The sequence below is a fragment of the Halomonas sabkhae genome (assembly GCF_030409265.1).
In the GTDB taxonomy this organism is placed as follows: domain Bacteria; phylum Pseudomonadota; class Gammaproteobacteria; order Pseudomonadales; family Halomonadaceae; genus Halomonas; species Halomonas halmophila.
Map to the genome: position 1 here is coordinate 296,970 of NZ_JAUFPM010000008.1, position 16,609 is coordinate 313,578.

Annotated in this window: 16 protein-coding genes and 1 pseudogene; 10 read left to right on the forward strand and 7 right to left on the reverse strand. The window is 57.8% G+C overall.

Translation table 11 applies throughout. From position 1 onward, the window contains the following. Nucleotides 1-33: 33 nt before the first annotated feature. The gene (gene djlA / locus QWY79_RS07290; protein WP_290271352.1) at nucleotides 34-807 is read left to right on the forward strand and encodes a co-chaperone DjlA; all 774 of its coding nucleotides are present in this window, start codon (nucleotides 34-36) and stop codon (nucleotides 805-807) included. Nucleotides 808-1,012: 205 nt separating this feature from the next. Further along, complete coding sequence (locus QWY79_RS07295) at nucleotides 1,013-2,566, forward strand: Na+/H+ antiporter NhaC family protein (RefSeq protein WP_290271354.1); 1,554 nt, start codon at nucleotides 1,013-1,015, stop codon at nucleotides 2,564-2,566. Nucleotides 2,567-2,640: 74 nt separating this feature from the next. Here QWY79_RS07295 and QWY79_RS07300 read toward each other — a convergent pair whose 3' ends face one another. Beyond that, nucleotides 2,641-2,931, reverse strand: a complete 291-nt coding sequence (locus QWY79_RS07300) for a hypothetical protein (RefSeq protein WP_290271356.1) — start codon at nucleotides 2,929-2,931, stop codon at nucleotides 2,641-2,643. Nucleotides 2,932-3,052: 121 nt separating this feature from the next. After that, the gene (gene ribA / locus QWY79_RS07305; protein WP_290271358.1) at nucleotides 3,053-3,688 is read right to left on the reverse strand and encodes a GTP cyclohydrolase II; all 636 of its coding nucleotides are present in this window, start codon (nucleotides 3,686-3,688) and stop codon (nucleotides 3,053-3,055) included. A 129-nt stretch (nucleotides 3,689-3,817) separates the two neighbouring features. Between ribA and hemE the strand changes: the two genes are divergently transcribed. Continuing rightward, entirely contained in the window at nucleotides 3,818-4,882 is a 1,065-nt protein-coding gene (hemE, locus tag QWY79_RS07310) for a uroporphyrinogen decarboxylase (RefSeq protein ID WP_290271360.1), read from the forward strand. Here the strand turns inward: hemE and QWY79_RS07315 are convergent. Then, entirely contained in the window at nucleotides 4,857-5,309 is a 453-nt protein-coding gene (locus tag QWY79_RS07315; RefSeq protein ID WP_290271362.1) for a hypothetical protein, read from the reverse strand. The genes hemE and QWY79_RS07315 overlap by 26 nt on opposite strands. Nucleotides 5,310-5,477: 168 nt before the next feature. Continuing rightward, the gene (locus QWY79_RS07320; protein WP_141319493.1) at nucleotides 5,478-6,404 is read right to left on the reverse strand and encodes a LysR family transcriptional regulator; all 927 of its coding nucleotides are present in this window, start codon (nucleotides 6,402-6,404) and stop codon (nucleotides 5,478-5,480) included. Between the two features lie 143 nt (nucleotides 6,405-6,547). On the opposite strand from QWY79_RS07320, the gene QWY79_RS07325 reads away from it, so the two are divergent. Next, nucleotides 6,548-7,324 (forward strand): ferredoxin--NADP reductase, encoded by a 777-nt coding sequence (locus QWY79_RS07325; RefSeq protein WP_141319491.1) that lies wholly within the window; start codon nucleotides 6,548-6,550, stop codon nucleotides 7,322-7,324. A 235-nt stretch (nucleotides 7,325-7,559) separates the two neighbouring features. Here QWY79_RS07325 and glnK read toward each other — a convergent pair whose 3' ends face one another. The 3 genes from glnK to QWY79_RS07340 all read right to left on the reverse strand — a co-directional run bounded on the left by glnK (nucleotide 7,560) and on the right by QWY79_RS07340 (nucleotide 9,674). Further along, nucleotides 7,560-7,898 (reverse strand): P-II family nitrogen regulator, encoded by a 339-nt coding sequence (gene glnK / locus QWY79_RS07330; protein WP_141319489.1) that lies wholly within the window; start codon nucleotides 7,896-7,898, stop codon nucleotides 7,560-7,562. 150 nt (nucleotides 7,899-8,048) lie between these two features. Then, entirely contained in the window at nucleotides 8,049-9,290 is a 1,242-nt protein-coding gene (locus tag QWY79_RS07335; protein WP_290271370.1) for an ammonium transporter, read from the reverse strand. A 45-nt stretch (nucleotides 9,291-9,335) separates the two neighbouring features. Continuing rightward, nucleotides 9,336-9,674: a P-II family nitrogen regulator gene (locus QWY79_RS07340; protein WP_141319485.1), complete on the reverse strand. Its 339-nt coding sequence runs from the start codon at nucleotides 9,672-9,674 to the stop codon at nucleotides 9,336-9,338. A gap of 320 nt (nucleotides 9,675-9,994) precedes the next feature. On the opposite strand from QWY79_RS07340, the gene QWY79_RS07345 reads away from it, so the two are divergent. The 6 genes and pseudogenes from QWY79_RS07345 (at nucleotide 9,995) to QWY79_RS07370 (ending at nucleotide 16,533) form a co-directional block, all read left to right on the forward strand. Continuing rightward, on the forward strand, nucleotides 9,995-10,390 hold the full coding sequence (locus QWY79_RS07345) for an accessory factor UbiK family protein (RefSeq protein ID WP_290271373.1): 396 nt from the start codon (nucleotides 9,995-9,997) through the stop codon (nucleotides 10,388-10,390). Between the two features lie 84 nt (nucleotides 10,391-10,474). Continuing rightward, nucleotides 10,475-11,437 (forward strand): annotated as a pseudogene (locus QWY79_RS07350) (YifB family Mg chelatase-like AAA ATPase); the annotation flags it as partial. A 44-nt stretch (nucleotides 11,438-11,481) separates the two neighbouring features. Beyond that, nucleotides 11,482-13,095, forward strand: a complete 1,614-nt coding sequence (locus QWY79_RS07355; protein WP_290271375.1) for a recombinase family protein — start codon at nucleotides 11,482-11,484, stop codon at nucleotides 13,093-13,095. Between the two features lie 403 nt (nucleotides 13,096-13,498). Next, nucleotides 13,499-14,062, forward strand: coding sequence for a MarR family transcriptional regulator (locus QWY79_RS07360; RefSeq protein ID WP_290271377.1), 564 nt, complete (start codon nucleotides 13,499-13,501; stop codon nucleotides 14,060-14,062). A 15-nt stretch (nucleotides 14,063-14,077) separates the two neighbouring features. Then, on the forward strand, nucleotides 14,078-15,568 hold the full coding sequence (locus QWY79_RS07365) for an Eco57I restriction-modification methylase domain-containing protein (RefSeq protein ID WP_290271380.1): 1,491 nt from the start codon (nucleotides 14,078-14,080) through the stop codon (nucleotides 15,566-15,568). Nucleotides 15,569-15,570: 2 nt separating this feature from the next. Next, nucleotides 15,571-16,533 carry a BsuBI/PstI family type II restriction endonuclease gene (locus QWY79_RS07370; protein WP_290271382.1) on the forward strand — a complete coding sequence of 321 codons (963 nt, stop codon included), beginning with the start codon at nucleotides 15,571-15,573 and terminating at the stop codon, nucleotides 16,531-16,533. The last annotated feature ends 76 nt before the right edge of the window (nucleotides 16,534-16,609 follow it).

Here is a 16,609-nt window from a genome sequence, read left to right on the forward strand (position 1 = left end):
CCAAGTTTGCGAGAGATGCTTCAAGGAGTCGACATGCTGGCCATGGTGCTGATTGGTGGGTTGCTGGGGTTTCTGATCGGCGGCCCTGTGGGTCTGCTGATCGGCGGCGGGCTGGGCTATTGGCTGGTGCGGCGCGTGCGTCGCAGCATGCTGGGCCGCCTGGCCGCCGTTCAAAAGCAGTTTCTCGAATCGACCTTCGCGGTCATGGGCTGCATGTGCAAGGCCGATGGCCAGGTAAGCGAGGCGGAACTCGAGGCCTCGCGCCAGCTGTGGGACCGCCTGCGCCTGGGCGAGGAGCAGCGGGCCAAGGCACGTGAAGACTTCACCCGTGGCAAGAGCGATGACTTCGATCTGGACGCGGAACTGGCCAAGCTGAAGCCGATCATCGGCAGCCAGCCAGCACTGCGTCAGGTGTTCCTGCAGGTCCAGCTGGCGGCCATCGCCGCCGATGGCGAACTGCACTCCGCCGAGCACGAGATGCTGATGCGGGTGGTGCGCGGCCTGGGGTGCTCCGAGGCCGAAATCGCGCAGATCGAGGCCATGCTGCGCGGGGCGGCCGAGGGCGGTGGCGCCGCGCAGCATGAAGTCTCGCTGGAAGACGCCTACCAGGTGCTGGGCGTGTCCTCGGATGCCAGCGACGCCGAGATCAAGCGCCAGTACCGCCGTCTGATGAGCGAGAACCATCCCGACAAGCTGGCGGCCAAGGGCCTGCCCGACAACATGCGGGAAGTGGCCAAGGAGCGCACCAGCGAGATCGGCAACGCCTATGACCGCATTCGCAAGGCGCGCTCCGCCGACGCGGCCTGAAGCACTGAAAACGCCTGGTCGGGCGCGTGGGCTTGCGCCACTCCGGCCGGGTTTTTCCGGAATGTGACATTTCGGTTGCTGCCCCCGCCTTGCCCCCTTAGTATGCGCATCGCCCTGCCGGACCGGCAGGGTATGGCAGTGCCTCGCCGGTTGAGCCGCGAGGCGTTCCGGCGGTGATCGACAATAATTCCAAGGAGAAACCGAGATGTCCTTCGGTGCGCTTTCCCTCCTGCCACCCGTGCTGGCCATCGTGCTGGCGCTGGTGACGCGCAATGTGATTCCGGCGCTGTTCTGTGGCGTCTGGCTGGGTGCGACCATGCTCAGCGGCGGCAACCCGGCGGCCGGGCTCTACAGCAGCTTCAACGACTTCATCATCCCCAGTGTCGGCGACGAGTGGAGCGTCACCGTGCTGATCTACTGCGGCCTGTTCGGCGTGCTGATCACGGTACTGCAGCGCACCGGTGGCGCCCAGGCCATCGCCCGGGCCATCTCGGGCCGTGTGGCCTCGCCGCGCGGCGCCCAGGGCGCGACCTTCGGGCTCGGCGTGCTGATCTTCTTCGAGGACTACTTCAATGCCCTGACCGTGGGCAGCGTGATGCGGCCGATCACCGATCGCATGAAGGTCTCTCGGGAAAAACTGGCGTATATCGTCGATTCGACCTCGGCGCCGATGTGTCTGCTGGGCCCGGTTTCCACCTGGGTGGTCTTCGTGATGGGGCTGATCGGCACCCAGCTGACCGAGATGAACATCAGCGGCTCCGAGTACCTGATCTATCTGGCATCGATTCCGTTGAACTTCTATGCCTGGCTGGCGCTGGGGCTGATCGCCTTCGTGGTCTTCACCCAGTGGGATTTCGGCCCCATGGCGCGAGCCGAGCGTCGTGCGCGCAAGACCGGCGAGGTGCTGGCCCCGGATGCCACGCCGCCGTCCGACCGCGAAGTGGCCGAGATGGAAGTGGTGCCCGAGGCCCAGGCGCGCAAGCGCAACATGCTGGTGCCCATCGGCGTGCTGGTGCTGATGATTCCGCCGATGTTCCTGTGGACCGGCAACTATCCCGACAATGACCTGGTCACCGCCGTGGGCGAGGCCAATGGCGGCCTGTCGATCCTGACCGCCACCTTCGTGGCAGTGGTGGTCGGCCTGACCATGGGCATGCAGCAGCGGCTGTTCGATTTCCGCGAGTCCATGGATCTGGTGGTTGCCGGCATCAAGAGCATGACGCTGGTCTACATCATCCTGACGCTGGCCTGGTCGATCGGCAGCGTGACCTCCGAACTGGGCACGGCCGACTTCCTGGTGACCCTGGCCGAGGCCAGTATTGCGCCCAGCCTGGTGCCGGTCCTGCTGTTCCTGATCGGGGCCCTGGTGGCCTTCACCACCGGCACCTCCTACGGCACCTTCGCCATCATGATTCCGATCGCCATGCCGGTCGCCGAGGCCATGGGGCTGCCCATGCCGCTGGCCATCGCGGCGGTGCTCAGCGGGGGGATCTTCGGCGATCACTGCTCGCCGATTTCCGATACCACCATCCTGTCCTCGGCGGGGTCTTCCTGTGATCATATCGACCATGTGCGGACCCAGCTGCCCTATGCACTGTGTGCCGGTATGGCCGGCATCCTGGCCTTCTTTGTCGCCGGCCTCGCCAATAGCGCGCTGATGGGGGCGCTGGCGGGGATAGCCGCGCTGCTGGCGGCCGCCATGCTGATGCGGATCTTCTGGGGTAGCGGCGGGTCGCGCAGCGAGCAGCAGACAGGCTGAGCGGGTAGCCGCAAAAAGGCCCCTCGCGAGGGGCCTTGTCGTGTCAGGAAGGTGCCGGTTGGCCCTGGTCCTGATCAGGTGGTGGCTTCACGCGCCGGTTGCAGCGGGTCATTGCTGACCGCGATATCGGTCTCATGCTGCTGCTTGGCGCGCAGCTCGGCACGGGCCTGGGCCATGGCAGCGCTGCCACCGCCGGCGACCAGGTCGGACTCGACATCGGCCTCCACCTGAGCGCTCGCCGCATGCTGGCTGATGGCGGAAAGCGGCTCGTTGAGCTGCTGGGTCCGTTCGGAGGCCTGGCCCGCCTGGGCGGCCAGCGGCAGTGCGGTGAGCAGCAGGGTAGTGGTCATCAGTGCGGTTTTCATCGTGTCATCCTCGTTTGCGACGTTTGATGCCACACACTTTATTAGCCTGCTAAATTTAACGATACCGAAACATTTTGATCGAGCCGATTGAAAGAGGCTATTTGCCTGCCGCCGGGCGGCTTCAAGGCTTGCGTTCCGTGTCCACGTCGCTTGCCGCAGTGAAATCGCCCAGCGCCATCATGTGCCCCAGCTTTCCGGCCTTGGTACTCAGATAATGCTCGTTGTGGGGGTTGAGGCCGGTGGTCAGGCCCACCCGTTCGGTAACCTCGACCCCCACACGGGTCAGAGCCTCGACCTTGCGCGGGTTGTTGGTCATCAGCTGGAGCGCGTCGATGCCCAGGTGTTTGAGCATCGGCAGGCACAGGTCGTAGCGGCGCAGGTCGGCAGAAAAGCCCAGTTGCTCGTTGGCCTCGACGGTATCGGCGCCCTGGTCCTGCAGGTGGTAGGCGCGAATCTTGTTGAGCAGGCCGATGCCGCGACCCTCCTGACGCAGATACAGCAGCACGCCGCGCCCGGTCTCGGCGATGCGTTTGAGGGCTTCCTGTAGCTGGTAGCCGCAGTCGCAGCGCATGGAAAACAGGGCGTCGCCGGTCAGGCACTCGGAGTGCACACGGCCCAGCACCGGCTGGCCGTCGGCGACATCGCCCAGGGTCAGCGCGATATGGTCCTTGCCGGTGGCCTCGTCTTCGAAGCCGTGCATGGTGAAGGTGGCCCAGGGAGTGGGAAGCCGGGAAGAGGCGATATAGCGAATCGTCACGATGTACCTCGATGAAGGACCGGGCATGGTCGTCAGGATGATCTCATTCTATCAGGAAGGTGGCGCCGGCTCACGGTGGCGCTGGATGGGTTACAATGGCCGCCACATTTTCCGTGGATGAGCCAACGCATGGAACTCGACAACGACCGCTTGCTGCGTGCCCTGGCGCGCCAGCCCGTTGACCGGACGCCGGTCTGGATGATGCGCCAGGCGGGCCGCTACCTGCCGGAATACCGCGAGGTGCGTGCTCAGGCGGGCAGCTTCATGAACCTCTGCCAGGACCGTGATTGGGCCTGCGAGGTGACCCTTCAGCCACTGGAGCGTTACCCGCTGGATGCGGCCATCCTGTTCTCGGACATCCTGACCATCCCCGATGCCATGGGGCTGGGCCTTTATTTCGAGACGGGCGAGGGGCCCAAGTTCCGCAAGCCCGTGCGTACCCCGGAGGCCGTGGACGCCCTGACGCTGCCGGACACCGAGCGCGACCTGGGTTATGTGATGAATGCCGTCTCGAGCGTGCGCCGCGAGCTGAACGGTCGGGTGCCGTTGATCGGCTTCACCGGCAGTCCCTGGACGCTGGCCACCTACATGGTGGAAGGCGCGTCCAGCAAGGACTTCCGCCATGTGAAGGCCATGCTCTATGACACCCCGCAGACCATGCATCGCCTGCTCGACGTCCTGGCGCGTGCCGTGACGGACTACCTCAACGCCCAGATCCGCGCCGGTGCCCAGGTGGTGCAGATCTTCGATACCTGGGGCGGTGCACTGTCGACGCCGGCCTATGAGGCGTTTTCGCTGCGCTACATGCAACAGATCGTCGACGGCCTGATCCGCGAGCACGACGGGCGCCGCGTGCCGGTGATCCTGTTCACCAAGAACGGCGGGCAATGGCTCGAGGCCATGGCCGACAGCGGCGCGGATGCCCTGGGCCTCGACTGGAGCACCGAACTCTCCGATGCCCGGGCAAGGGTCGGTCAGCGGGTGGCGCTACAGGGCAATCTCGACCCCAATGTGCTGTTCGCCAACCCCAGCGCGATTCGCGCCGAGGTGGCGCGCATTCTGGAAAGCTACGGCAGCGGGCCCGGCCACATCTTCAACCTAGGGCATGGCATCAGCCAGTTTACCGATCCCGACAGCGTCACCGCCTTCCTGGACGCCCTGCACGAGCTCAGCCCGGCGTATCATCGTTCGTGACGGCTGCGCCGCGCGGTCGGCTGGCCGACTGAGTGACCCGTGCACTGCCGACCGCCTCTTCGTCCATGGCAAATGCGCTGGTCCGGGACGTCCAGGCGCGCTGCTCGTCGTGCACGGCCGGGCGCCGCTCGTAGGAGCGGGTGATCATGTCACCCGCCGCCAGGCCCTGGCGCTGGGAGCGTGCCAGATGGTAGGGCAGCAGGCCCAGCTCGAGGATCAGGCGGGTGAGCAGCATGGCCAGGAGCCAGGCGGCACTCCCCGGCAGCAGGGTGGGCCAGGCGGCCTGCCAGGAGGTGTCGGCGAGCCAGGGCGTCAGCGGCAGCAGCCACAGCAGGGTGGCCGTCAGCAGGCCGAGCTGGATGAGAAAATGGCAGCACAACAGCGTGCCGCGCCTGAGCGGGGCGCGTGGCAACAGGAATTGTTGCATGTCGAGTCCTCCGATTGACGTCGATCGAGGCGACCGAGGTTGCACCGGCGCTCCCTGCCGGCAGGCCCCCATCCTAGCCGAGATGGGGGCGCTCAGGCAGTGTCGAAAAAGACCGACGCCCCCACGCAGGCTCGATGAAGTCAGCGCCGGGTCATCGTCAGCTCAAGATCAAGAATAGTAGGGCAGGTCGATCTGATCACTGCTGCGGATGCCCTCCGTCATGTGTCGACATTGCTTGAGAAACTCGCGCATGCCGATGGCCAGATACTTGTGGCGATGCCAGATGAAGGAGAACTGACGGCTCAGATCGAGTTCCGGCGTCGGAATCTGCACCAGGCTGCCGCGGCGGAAGGCATCGCGCAACGCCAGCTTGGAGACACAGCCGATTCCCAGGCCCGACTCCACGGCTCGCTTGATCCCCTCGGTATGCTCCAGCTCGAGCAGGGTGTTGAAGCGCCCGCGGCGATGACGCGCCGCCTGCTCCAGCGTCAGGCGCGTGCCCGAGCCCTGCTCGCGCATGATCCAGGCTTCCCGCAGTAGCCGGTCCAGCTCGACGGGCCCCTGGTGCGCCAGGGGGTGGCTCGGCGCACAGAACACCGCCAGTTCATCCTCCACCCAGGGCTGGGTGATGATGTCGTCCTCCTCGCATTGCCCCTCGATCAAGCCGAGGTCCAGCTCGTGCTGGCGTACCTCTTCGACGATGGTGCGCGTGTTGCGCACCTGCAACTGTACGCGACTGCCGGGATGACGCTGCATGAAATCACCGATCAGCAGGGTCGCCAGATAGTTGCCGATGGTCAGGGTGGCGCCCACATCCAGGGTGCCGATGCCCTGCTGGCCGCGCAGCAGCTCCTCCACCTCCTCGGCGCGATCGAGCAGGGCCACCGCCTTGGGCAACAGCTGAAAGCCCAGGGCATTCAGCTTGAGACGCTTGCCGATGCGGTCCAGCAGGCGGCAATCGAACTGGCGTTCGAGCTCGGCCAGGGCGGTACTGGCCGCGGACTGCGAGAGCGCCAGGGCCCGCGCGGCGCGGGAAACGCTCTCGTATTGCGCCACGGCGACGAACACTTCGAGCTGACGCAGGGTATAGCGCATGGCTTTGTCTCCGACTCATATATCCAGATTATAGATAAGCTTTATCCATACAATCCATTTAACAGATATTCTGACCTTGCTTAGAATTCATTGCAAAGATCGAGTGGCGCGCATATGCGCTCATGGAATATGAGGGTGACAAGATGGGCAAGTTTGCCGAAGAAGAAGTTCTCAGTGTTCACCATTGGAACGACACGCTGTTCAGCTTTCGCACCACGCGGGAGCGCAGCCTGCGCTTCAAGAATGGCCAGTTCGTGATGATCGGCCTGGAGGTCGACGGTAAGCCGCTGATGCGTGCTTATTCGGTGGCCAGTCCCAACTACGAGGATCACCTCGAGTTCTTCAGCATCAAGGTGCCGGATGGCCCGCTGACCTCGCGACTCCAGCACCTTCAGGTCGGCGACACGGTCAAGGTCAGCCGCAAGCCCACCGGCACCCTGGTGACCGATGATCTGTTGCCCGGCCGCAACCTCTACCTCCTCTCGACGGGCACCGGCCTGGCGCCCTTCCTGAGCCTGATCCAGGACCCCGAGGCCTACGAGCGCTTCGAGAAGATCGTGCTGGTCCACGGCGTGCGCAGCGTCAGCGAGCTGGCCTACAGCGACTTCATTTCCAGTGAGCTGCCGGCTCACGAGTACCTGGGCGAGGAAATCAGCGAGAAGCTGGTCTATCACCCGACCGTGACCCGGGAAGACTTCCACACCACCGGCCGCCTGACCGACCATATCCGCAGCGGCAAGCTGTTCGACGACCATGGCCTGCCGGTCATCGACCCCAAGCAGGACCGCGCCATGATCTGCGGCAGCCCGGCGATGCTCGACGAGACCAGCGCCCTGCTCGACGAACTCGGCTTCAACATCTCGCCGCGTATGGGCGACCCCGGCGACTACGTCATCGAACGCGCCTTCGTCGAGAAATGACCCGGCCCCGGGCTACCCGGGCTGCGCCCGGAGCTATAAGCCGTAAGCTTTAAGCTGGAAGAAAACCCTGCCGGGCAGCGCCCGGAGCTATAAGCTGAAAGAACGCCCGGACGTTGTCCGGGCGGGAAGTCTGAAGAACGCGGCTGCGCCGCTGAGAGAGGGAAGAAAACCCTAGGAACTCAAGGTTGTGGGGTTGAGCCTGGCTTACCTCTTACCTCTTACCTCTTACCTGAGATTACACCGCGTCCTTGTCGGTTTCGCCGGTGCGGATGCGGATGACCTGTTCGAGCGGGGTGACGAAGATCTTGCCGTCGCCGATCTTGCCGGTATTGGCCACCTGGGTGATGGCGTCGATGACCTGGTCGGTCATGTCCTCGTCGACGGCGACCTCGAGCTTGACCTTGGGCAGGAAGTCGACCACGTATTCGGCACCACGGTAGAGCTCGGTGTGGCCCTTTTGACGGCCAAAGCCCTTGACCTCGGTGACGGTGATGCCCTGGACGCCGATCTCGGAGAGGGATTCACGGACGTCGTCGAGCTTGAACGGCTTGATGATAGCGGTCACCAGTTTCATGGTCTTGTCCTCGCGTGGTTCGTGTGCCCACGGCGCTGCACGCCGTGCTTGCAGGCTTCATTGTGACAGAGCATACACCTGCAGCGAACAGAATAAAAAAGACCCCCTTGGCAGGGGGTCTTGAGTGCACTTTCCTGTGGCAGTGCGGCGTCACTTCTTGGTGACGTTGAACTCGGGGTAGGCCTCGAGACCACACTCGGCCAGGTCGACACCCTCGTACTCTTCTTCTTCACTGACGCGGACACCCATAGCGGCCTTGATGATCAGCCAGACGATCAGGCTGGCCACGAAGACCCAGGTGAAGATGCCGAAGATGCCGATGAGCTGGGCGCCGAAGTTGGCGCTGCTGTTGGATAGCGGCACCGCCAGCACCCCCCAGACGCCGACCACGCCGTGGGCCGAGATGGCACCCACCGGATCATCCAGCTTGAGCTTGTCGAGGGTCACGATGGAGGCCACCACCAGCAGGCCACCGAAGCCGCCGATCAGGGTGGCGCCCAGGGCGCTCGGCGACAGCGGGTCGGCGGTGATCGACACCAGACCGGCAATGGCACCATTGAGCGCCATGGTCAGGTCGGCCTTGCGGAACCAGACCTTGGCCAGGACCAATGCCGCGATCACGCCACCGGCCGCCGCCGCATTGGTGTTGACCAGCACCTGGGCCATGTTGTTGGCCGAGGCCACGTCGGAGACCTTCAGCTCGGAACCGCCGTTGAAGCCGAACCAGCCCAGCCACAGCACGAAGGTACCCAGGGTCGCCAGCGGCATGTTGGCACCGGGGATGGCGTAGATCGTCCCGTTCTTGCCGTACTTGCCCTTGCGTGGGCCGAGCACCAGCACGCCGGCCAGGGCCGCGGCCGCACCGGCCATGTGCACGATGCCGGAACCGGCATAGTCGGAGAAGCCGACCTCGGCCAGCCAGCCGCCGCCCCAGGTCCAGTAGCCGGAGACCGGGTAGATGAAGCCGGTCATGATCACGCTGAAGACCAGGAAGGCCCACAGCTTCATGCGCTCGGCCACGGCGCCGGAGACGATGGACATGGCGGTGGCCACGAACACCACCTGGAAGAAGAAGTCGGCGCGGGCCGAGTAGTAGGGCGCCCCATCGCCGCCGGCGGTGACCGCTTCCACGGTGTTTTCGCCGCCCAGCAGGAAGCCGAGGCTCGGGATGACACCACCGGCTCCGCTGGAATACATCAGGTAGTAGCCCACCAGCAGGTACATGGTGCAGGCAATGGCGAACAGGGAAATGTTCTTGGTCAGGATCTCGGCGGTGTTCTTGGACCGCACCAGGCCGGCCTCGAGCATCGAGAAACCGGCGGCCATCCACATGACCAGGGCGCCGCAGACCAGGAAGTAGAAGGTATCGAGTGCATAGGCGAGTTCAGTCATGACAAGCGTCTCCGTATCGGGAACAGGCAGGAAGCTGGGAGGCGATCAAACGGCGTCGCCGCCACGCTCACCGGTTCGAATGCGAATGACGTCCTCGAGAGGCGTCACAAAGACCTTGCCATCGCCGATCTTGCCGCTGTTGGCGGCATTGCAGATGGCCTCCAGCACGGTATCCAGGCGGTCATCGTCCACGGCGATCTCCACCTTGACCTTGGGCAGGAAGTCGACGACGTACTCGGCGCCGCGATACAGCTCTGTATGCCCCTTCTGGCGCCCGAAGCCCTTGACCTCGGTGACCGTGATGCCCTGAACGCCATTGTCGGCGAGGGCCTCACGAACGTCGTCGAGCTTGAAGGGCTTGATGACGGCGGTAATCAGTTTCATACCGGTGTTCCCCTTGTGATTATCGAAGTGTGAGGCGCGATGCCGCACGGTGCATGTTTTGCAAGGCAGTAGCGCAAACCATGCCAGTAAGGGGATAACGCTTTATTTTCAGGTGTATGCGAGCGAAATGAGCCGGCTGGATGGATGCCGGGCGACACGCATGCCGGCGCCATCGCACTACTTTGGTGCCGGCTTTCTGGTGCAGCGCACCATGGGCGAGCGTCTGGCGCATGGTGCGTGCATGGAGAGAAGAATGCGCGGCGCGGGCGCCTTGCGTATCCTGTCAGGAGGATCCCCATACGTCGTTCAGGAGACACAAGATGGTCAGTCAGGATCGCATCGGCCGTTTGGCCCAGCAGATTGGTGAGCGCCTGCAGGGTGCCTCCCAGGCACCGGAAGACGTCCAGAAAGGCGTGCACCAGGTCGTCAAGGGCGCCTTCGACCGCCTCGAGCTGGTCTCGCGGGAAGACTTCGACATCCTGATGGATGTGCTGCAACGCACCCGCGGCCGCGTCGAAGCCCTTGAACAGCAGGTCGCCGCCCTGGAAGACGCCCTCGACGCCTCGGTGGCCGCCAGCGACCCCGACGCCGAGGAAGTCAGCGAGCCCGCGCTGGAGGCAGGCACCGCCGAGACTCCGCACCCGGGCACTACCGAGGCGAGTCCCGAGCAAGCTGGCAACCAGGGTGCCGACGACACGGAATCGGCACACCGCTGAATCGCGGGCAGGCGTCCCGCCACTGGTCTAGCCTGACAGTCAACGCAAGGATGACTCACGGACTGGTGGCGCGAGGGAACGCCGATGACGCTGGCGATAATTCGCACCCGGGCGGGCCTCGGCCTGGAGGCGCCCGAGGTGCTGGTGGAGGTCCACCTTTCGAATGGCTTGCCGGGCATCACCCTGGTGGGCCTGCCGGAGGCGGCGGTCAAGGAGAGTCGCGAGCGGGTACGCAGTGCCCTGGTCAACGCGGGGTTCGAGTTTCCGCTGCGGCGTATCACCCTCAATCTGGCGCCGGCCGACCTGCCCAAGGAGGGCGGCCGCTTCGATCTGCCGATTGCCCTGGGGTTGCTGGTGGCCTCCGGGCAGATTCCGCCCGAGGCCCTGGCGGGGCTGGAATGCGTCGGCGAGCTGGCACTGGATGGCAGCCTGCGCCCGGCGAGTGGTGTGCTGCCGCTGGCCATGGCGTCGCGTCAGGCCGGCCGCTCACTGGTCGTGCCGCGCGCCAATGCCGATGAGGCGGCGCTCGCCGGGGATCTGGAGGTGCTGCCGGCAGAGCATCTGCTCGAGGTGGTGGCCCATCTGCTGGGTCAGGAAAAGCTCCCGGTGCACCAGCTGCAGGCGCCTCCGCGGCGTGATACGCCGCAGCCGGATCTGTGCGAGGTACGCGGCCAGCACCAGGCGCGACGTGCCCTGGAAGTGGCGGCGGCCGGCGGCCACAACCTGTTGTTCGCCGGACCGCCGGGTACCGGCAAGACCATGCTGGCCAGCCGCCTGCCCGGCATACTGCCGCCACTGAGTGATGACGAGGCCCTGGAAGTGGCGGCGGTGCGCTCGGTCAGCGGCCTGCCGCTGGCCGAACAGTGGGGCTGTCGGCCGTTCCGGGGGCCGCATCACACGGCCAGTGCCGTGGCGCTGGTGGGCGGCGGGTCGCGTCCCAGGCCGGGCGAGATTTCGCTGGCGCACCACGGCGTGCTGTTTCTCGACGAGCTGCCGGAGTTCTCGCGCCATGTGCTGGAAGTCATGCGCGAGCCCATGGAGAACGGGAGGTGGTATAGTCAAACAATATGAATGGCATGAGCACCCTGATCATGAACAAGGCAATCGCATACGTTCGCTACTCGTCAGCCGTCCAAGCAACGGGCGACAGCATAGAGAGGCAGAGAAGCCCGCTGGAAGCATTTGAAAGCCGTTTCCAGGTCAAGATCGAAGAAATCTTCACAGACGAAGGGGTGTCATCCTTTCGAGGCGATAACATCAAAAAAGGAAAGTTTTCGGAAATACTTGAAAAGATTGAAAGCGAGGAAATCAAAAAAGGTGATTTTCTTGTTATAGAGAGTATTGACAGGATAAGCAGACAGGCACTCAACAAAACTGCAACGACACTGTATGGAATACTTGAGAAAGGAGTCAAGATATACACAACTAACGACGAGAGGCTTTATTCATTAGAAGATAAAAGCAAAGATCTAGAAAACTACTTAATGATAGGTCTCATTGCAAAGAGAGCAAACGAAGAAAGTGAGACGAAAAGCAAACGTCGCCGTTCAGCATGGAACAAATCAAAGAGGTTGGCGGAAGAAGGGAAAGTATTCAACGGCTCAAACAATACACCCTATGGAATAGAGGTCGTTGATGGGAAGTTCAGGGTTGTCGAAGACGAAGCGGAAGAAATAAGGTATATATTTAATAATCTGAAATATAAAGGTGTTACTGCGACTATACGAGAAGTTAATGAGTGGAGCAAGAGGAAGTGGCGGAACCGTCATGTAGACCTAATGGTGAAAAACAAATATCCCGCTGGCTATTATATGGCACAAAAAAGGGAGAATGGTAAAAAAGTTTTTGATAAATATATACCTAACTACTACCCTGCTATAATAAGCGAGACCGTTTATTTTGAAGCAGTTGATGCGATGAGGAAGCGGAGAAACAAAAAGGAGTATGGCAACGAGAGCACTGGTAGCTTGAATATTTTTAGGCACTGTGTCAAATGTGGCGAGTGCGGTAGCACGATGATTTTTACAAGGAATAAAAACCCGCAAGGGAAAATATATAATTACTTGAAGTGTGCCAAACATAAAGAGCAGAAGGAAAAATGTCCGAATCACTCAATCAGGTTTGAGTATTGCCTTGCTGTATTCATCTCTTTTGTAGAAAAAATCCTACAATTTGATGACGTTGAAGGTGTTCATTTCGGAGAAGTTGACAAAATAAAGCGACTTCTCACAGAAAGGAATGAGGCTGAGTCAAAGAAGGAGAGGGAAGAAGTCGTTGAGAGTTTGAATAAAGAGCGAAACGTTTTAGAAAATCTTGAAAAATCCATTGAAGGCGAAACCTTTATACCTAAAATAATAATCAAGAAGCTTCAGGAAGCAGAAGAAAAAGTTGAAAATCTTGAAAGCGAGGTCAAGAGGCTAGAAGCTAAACAGTCCGAAAGTCTTGAAGTTAAAAATATAGATGAGCTCTTGAGACTCATCTACAAAGAAGATGGAAGGCTAAAGGTCAACAAGTTTTTTAAAGAAAATGGCATCTCATTTACTTTTGATAGTGAAAAAGATGAGTCGGTGAAGTCTGTCGTTATGATAGTGTCAGCAGAAAAAGAACAGGAGTTTGGAGGGTTCCCTTTCGTTGGAAGCTTCAAGCTAAGGAATAACGAAATATTAAAAAAATATAAAATCGAGGACTTTGGTGTTTACAGTTGAAGTCCAGTCATTTCCTTCTTCAATAACTAGGTGGCGAAGCCACCGCATAGGATTAAAAACAAAAAAGAGCCGAAGGCTTCATGTGGTTTTCAACAAAAAAATACATCGGTTGAACAAGCAATAAGCAAAGATTTTGTGTCATATGTGCAGCACTTTTACTGTATAAAAAAAACACCAGTTGAGTATATGCTCAACTTTAGTTGCCCATATACTCAACTCTTTGAGCATATACTCAACTCTATTCCTGAAAAGTTGATTATATGCTCAACTTAAAATGCCAGCTATACAAAAAAAGTTAACAAAATGCAAGTTTAAAGTTGCATATTTGTTAACTTTATGATAATATAAACCTTCGGCCGCAAACCGGTAGGAAAATAACAATTCAACAGGAGTTCATTATACCATGGATAATAAAAAAATCAAGATATATGGTGCAAGTTTTTTAGGTAGCCTGGGAAGTGATGGAGGCTTTAAAGGGCTTTTCAACAAGATTGTCAATAGGCACGACACCATAGATAAGAAAATAAACACAATAAAAAAGGGGAAAGATATGGGGCGAGAAGAAAAGACACTATATAACCAGCTTAGCAAAATGAAACTTGGCGGTTCTGATTATTTGGTTTTTTTGTGTTTGCTAGGTCATCTTGACTACCACAACAGAATTACTATAAAGCAAAAAGATATTGCCGAGCTTTGCAGAATGTCCCGTCCCCAAGTCAGCAGGTCTATAAAGAAGCTTAAAGAAGTGGGTTTTTTGGAAGATACCAAGGAGTTGATTATTCACTTTGACTTGTTGTTTAGAGGAAGAAGTAGTGAATATGAGAATCAGAAAAATCAACTTATGATGCAGTCCAATAACTTTAAGAATATTGTCAGGGGTGATAATTGGGGTGGGGATTTTGTTGACCGCCACAGAGAGATCGAAAGACAGCAGGCACAAGCGGAGCTTATGGATGAAGACGTATAGGTTTGAAGCTTTCAAATGATTAAGTCTACAGTGCTGGCACAAGTTGAATACCTGAACTCTAAGTCAGAACAAGATAGAAAAGAGATAGGCCAGTATTTCACAGGAGCTCCTGTTTCTAATTACATGGCTTCGCTCTTTGATGGCGGGGCTATGCCTGAAGAAGTGAGTATACTTGATGCAGGTGCGGGAGCCGGCATTCTCACTATATCAACTGCTCTTTATTGTGTCGATAATGGGAATAAATCAGTTCATGCGGTTTTGTATGAGATTGATGAGAATGCCCTTGATGTGTTGAACCGTAGTATGGAAGACCTAAAAGGCTTCATCGAAGTCCAAGATGGGACATTTACCTACGAGATCCGCAACAAGGACTTTGTGCTTGACCGCCCTGACTTGAAAGGCGAAAGATACGACATTTCATGTATAAACCCGCCGTATTTTAAATACAATTCAAAAACATCACCTTATGCCGTAGCTACCACGGACCTCTATAAGGGAAATCCGAACATCTATGCTTCGTTCATGGCTGTAGTCATCAATGCCTTGAAGCCACAAGGCCAGATGGTAGCTATCGTGCCACGGAGCTACTTGAATGGCCTTTACTTTAAGGGCTTCAGGCAATACCTGTTCAAAAATACCAGTCTCAACAAGGTTCACATCTTCCGCTCACGGAACCAAGTGTTCAAAGAGCTTGCTGTTCTTCAAGAGAACATCATTTGTCACTATTCAAAAGAACGGCAGGGCGAGAAGGTGAGAGTGTCCGTTTCTAACGGCCATGCTGACTTTGAGCATACGGATACTAACTATTACCCGACAAGCATTGTTATTGATGAAACGAATGATGCTGGCTTCATTCGAGTGCCAGACAGCAGAGAAGATGCTGAGCTTCTTGAATTCGTTGAGCATATGGAGTCCAGTTTTACATGTAACGGCTACATTATCAGCACGGGTCCTGTTGTCTCGCATCGTGCGACTCAGCATATTGCCGAGAAAGACGACTTTAACAACACCGTTCCGCTCTTGAAGATGCACAATGTCAAGCTGTTTAAGACAGAGTGGACAGGTGCTAACAAAAAGGACAGCAGGCTTCGCCTATTTGACGGTCACAGCAAGATAACGACTAGAAACCAGCGGTTCATCGTTCTCAAGCGGTTCACATCCAAGGAAGAGGCTAGAAGGCTTGTAGCGGGCATACACAGCCCGAAGTTCATCACAGGTGAGGTGGTGGCCTTTGAGAACCATCTAAACCTTGTCAGTCATCACACAGACGAGCTTTCAGAGCTTGAAGCCAATGGGTTGGCCTTGCTCTTCAACTCAACCCTTATTGACCGCTATTTTCGCTGTATCTCAGGGAACACCCAGGTCAATGCCACAGAAATCCGCTTGCTGAAGATGCCATCCAGGGTAGACATTCGCAAAATCGGGGAACACTATCATGAAGGGGAGGCGATTTCTCAACAGCAGGTCGATGAAATCGTCAACGAGCAATTGAGTTATAAGGTTTAAAAGTGAGTAAAGAGGAAAAGCTTGAAGAGGCTAGAACCTTGCTGAAAGCACTTGGTTTGCCTAAAAAGCAATATAACAACCGTTCTTCATGGACATTTCTGGCATTGGCAGGCATAGCACCAGATAGCGACTGGAGTGAAGCACATGTTCGCTATCTTCCTATAGTTGATATTATGGCTTTCGTTAGAGAGCACTATAGGGATTATGCCCCTAATTCAAGGGAGTCTTTTAGAAAGCAGACCTTGCACCAGTTCGAGCAAGCAAGAATCGTTGATCGTAACATAGAAGATCTTGGGCGAGCTACGAATAGTAAAGACAATAGATATTCACTTTCAGAACCCATGATGGAAATACTGAAAGAGTTTCCAAATGGTGACTGGGAGGTGAAGATCGAGGAATATAAAGAGAATATTCATAATCTTCAAGAGCTTTACAGAAAGGAGCTTGAGCTTCACAAGATTCCTGTGAGGCTTCCTGATGGCACAGAGATAAAGCTTTCACCTGGAGCCCACAATCAACTTCATGCGGACATAGTGCATGAGTTCTGCCCTCGCTTTATAGGTGGTAATGGCGGTATAGTGCTCTATATCGGTGATACGGCCAGCAGTAGGGATGAAGGTGGTAAGCTCATGGTGCTAGACACTGAGAGGCTTGAAGACCTTGGTGTTCCTCCTATGTCTCACGACAAGCTTCCCGATGTGGTGGTGTATGATGAGAGCCGGAAATGGCTGTTTCTGATTGAAGCCGTCACTAGCCATGGGCCTGTATCGCCTAAGCGGTGGTTGGAGCTGGAAGAGGCACTAAAAGACTGTAAGGTGGGCAGAGTCTATGTCACCGCTTTCCCTGAAAAAGATGAGTTCCGCAAAAATGCGAGTGAGCTGGCTTGGGAAACTGAGGTATGGATAGCTGACGAGCCAGATCATATGATTCACTTCAATGGGGATCGTTTTTTAGGTCCGCACTAATATGGTTAGTGAAATATAACGATTCTTGAAAGCAAGAATGAGCTATTGAAAGCGGAAATGCTTAATATGAGGGGTG

What these genes read in the sequence shown, in the direction of transcription:
- djlA (WP_290271352.1), top strand. Translation starts at nt 34, where the DNA reads ATGCTGGCCATGGTGCTGATTGGTGGGTTGCTGGGGTTTCTGATCGGC.
- QWY79_RS07295 (WP_290271354.1), top strand. Translation starts at nt 1,013, where the DNA reads ATGTCCTTCGGTGCGCTTTCCCTCCTGCCACCCGTGCTGGCCATCGTG.
- QWY79_RS07300 (WP_290271356.1), bottom strand. Translation starts at nt 2,931, where the DNA reads ATGAAAACCGCACTGATGACCACTACCCTGCTGCTCACCGCACTGCCG.
- hemE (WP_290271360.1), top strand. Translation starts at nt 3,818, where the DNA reads ATGGAACTCGACAACGACCGCTTGCTGCGTGCCCTGGCGCGCCAGCCC.
- QWY79_RS07315 (WP_290271362.1), bottom strand. Translation starts at nt 5,309, where the DNA reads ATGCAACAATTCCTGTTGCCACGCGCCCCGCTCAGGCGCGGCACGCTG.
- QWY79_RS07320 (WP_141319493.1), bottom strand. Translation starts at nt 6,404, where the DNA reads ATGCGCTATACCCTGCGTCAGCTCGAAGTGTTCGTCGCCGTGGCGCAA.
- QWY79_RS07325 (WP_141319491.1), top strand. Translation starts at nt 6,548, where the DNA reads ATGGGCAAGTTTGCCGAAGAAGAAGTTCTCAGTGTTCACCATTGGAAC.
- glnK (WP_141319489.1), bottom strand. Translation starts at nt 7,898, where the DNA reads ATGAAACTGGTGACCGCTATCATCAAGCCGTTCAAGCTCGACGACGTC.
- QWY79_RS07335 (WP_290271370.1), bottom strand. Translation starts at nt 9,290, where the DNA reads ATGACTGAACTCGCCTATGCACTCGATACCTTCTACTTCCTGGTCTGC.
- QWY79_RS07340 (WP_141319485.1), bottom strand. Translation starts at nt 9,674, where the DNA reads ATGAAACTGATTACCGCCGTCATCAAGCCCTTCAAGCTCGACGACGTT.
- QWY79_RS07345 (WP_290271373.1), top strand. Translation starts at nt 9,995, where the DNA reads ATGGTCAGTCAGGATCGCATCGGCCGTTTGGCCCAGCAGATTGGTGAG.
- QWY79_RS07355 (WP_290271375.1), top strand. Translation starts at nt 11,482, where the DNA reads ATGAACAAGGCAATCGCATACGTTCGCTACTCGTCAGCCGTCCAAGCA.
- QWY79_RS07360 (WP_290271377.1), top strand. Translation starts at nt 13,499, where the DNA reads ATGGATAATAAAAAAATCAAGATATATGGTGCAAGTTTTTTAGGTAGC.
- QWY79_RS07365 (WP_290271380.1), top strand. Translation starts at nt 14,078, where the DNA reads ATGATTAAGTCTACAGTGCTGGCACAAGTTGAATACCTGAACTCTAAG.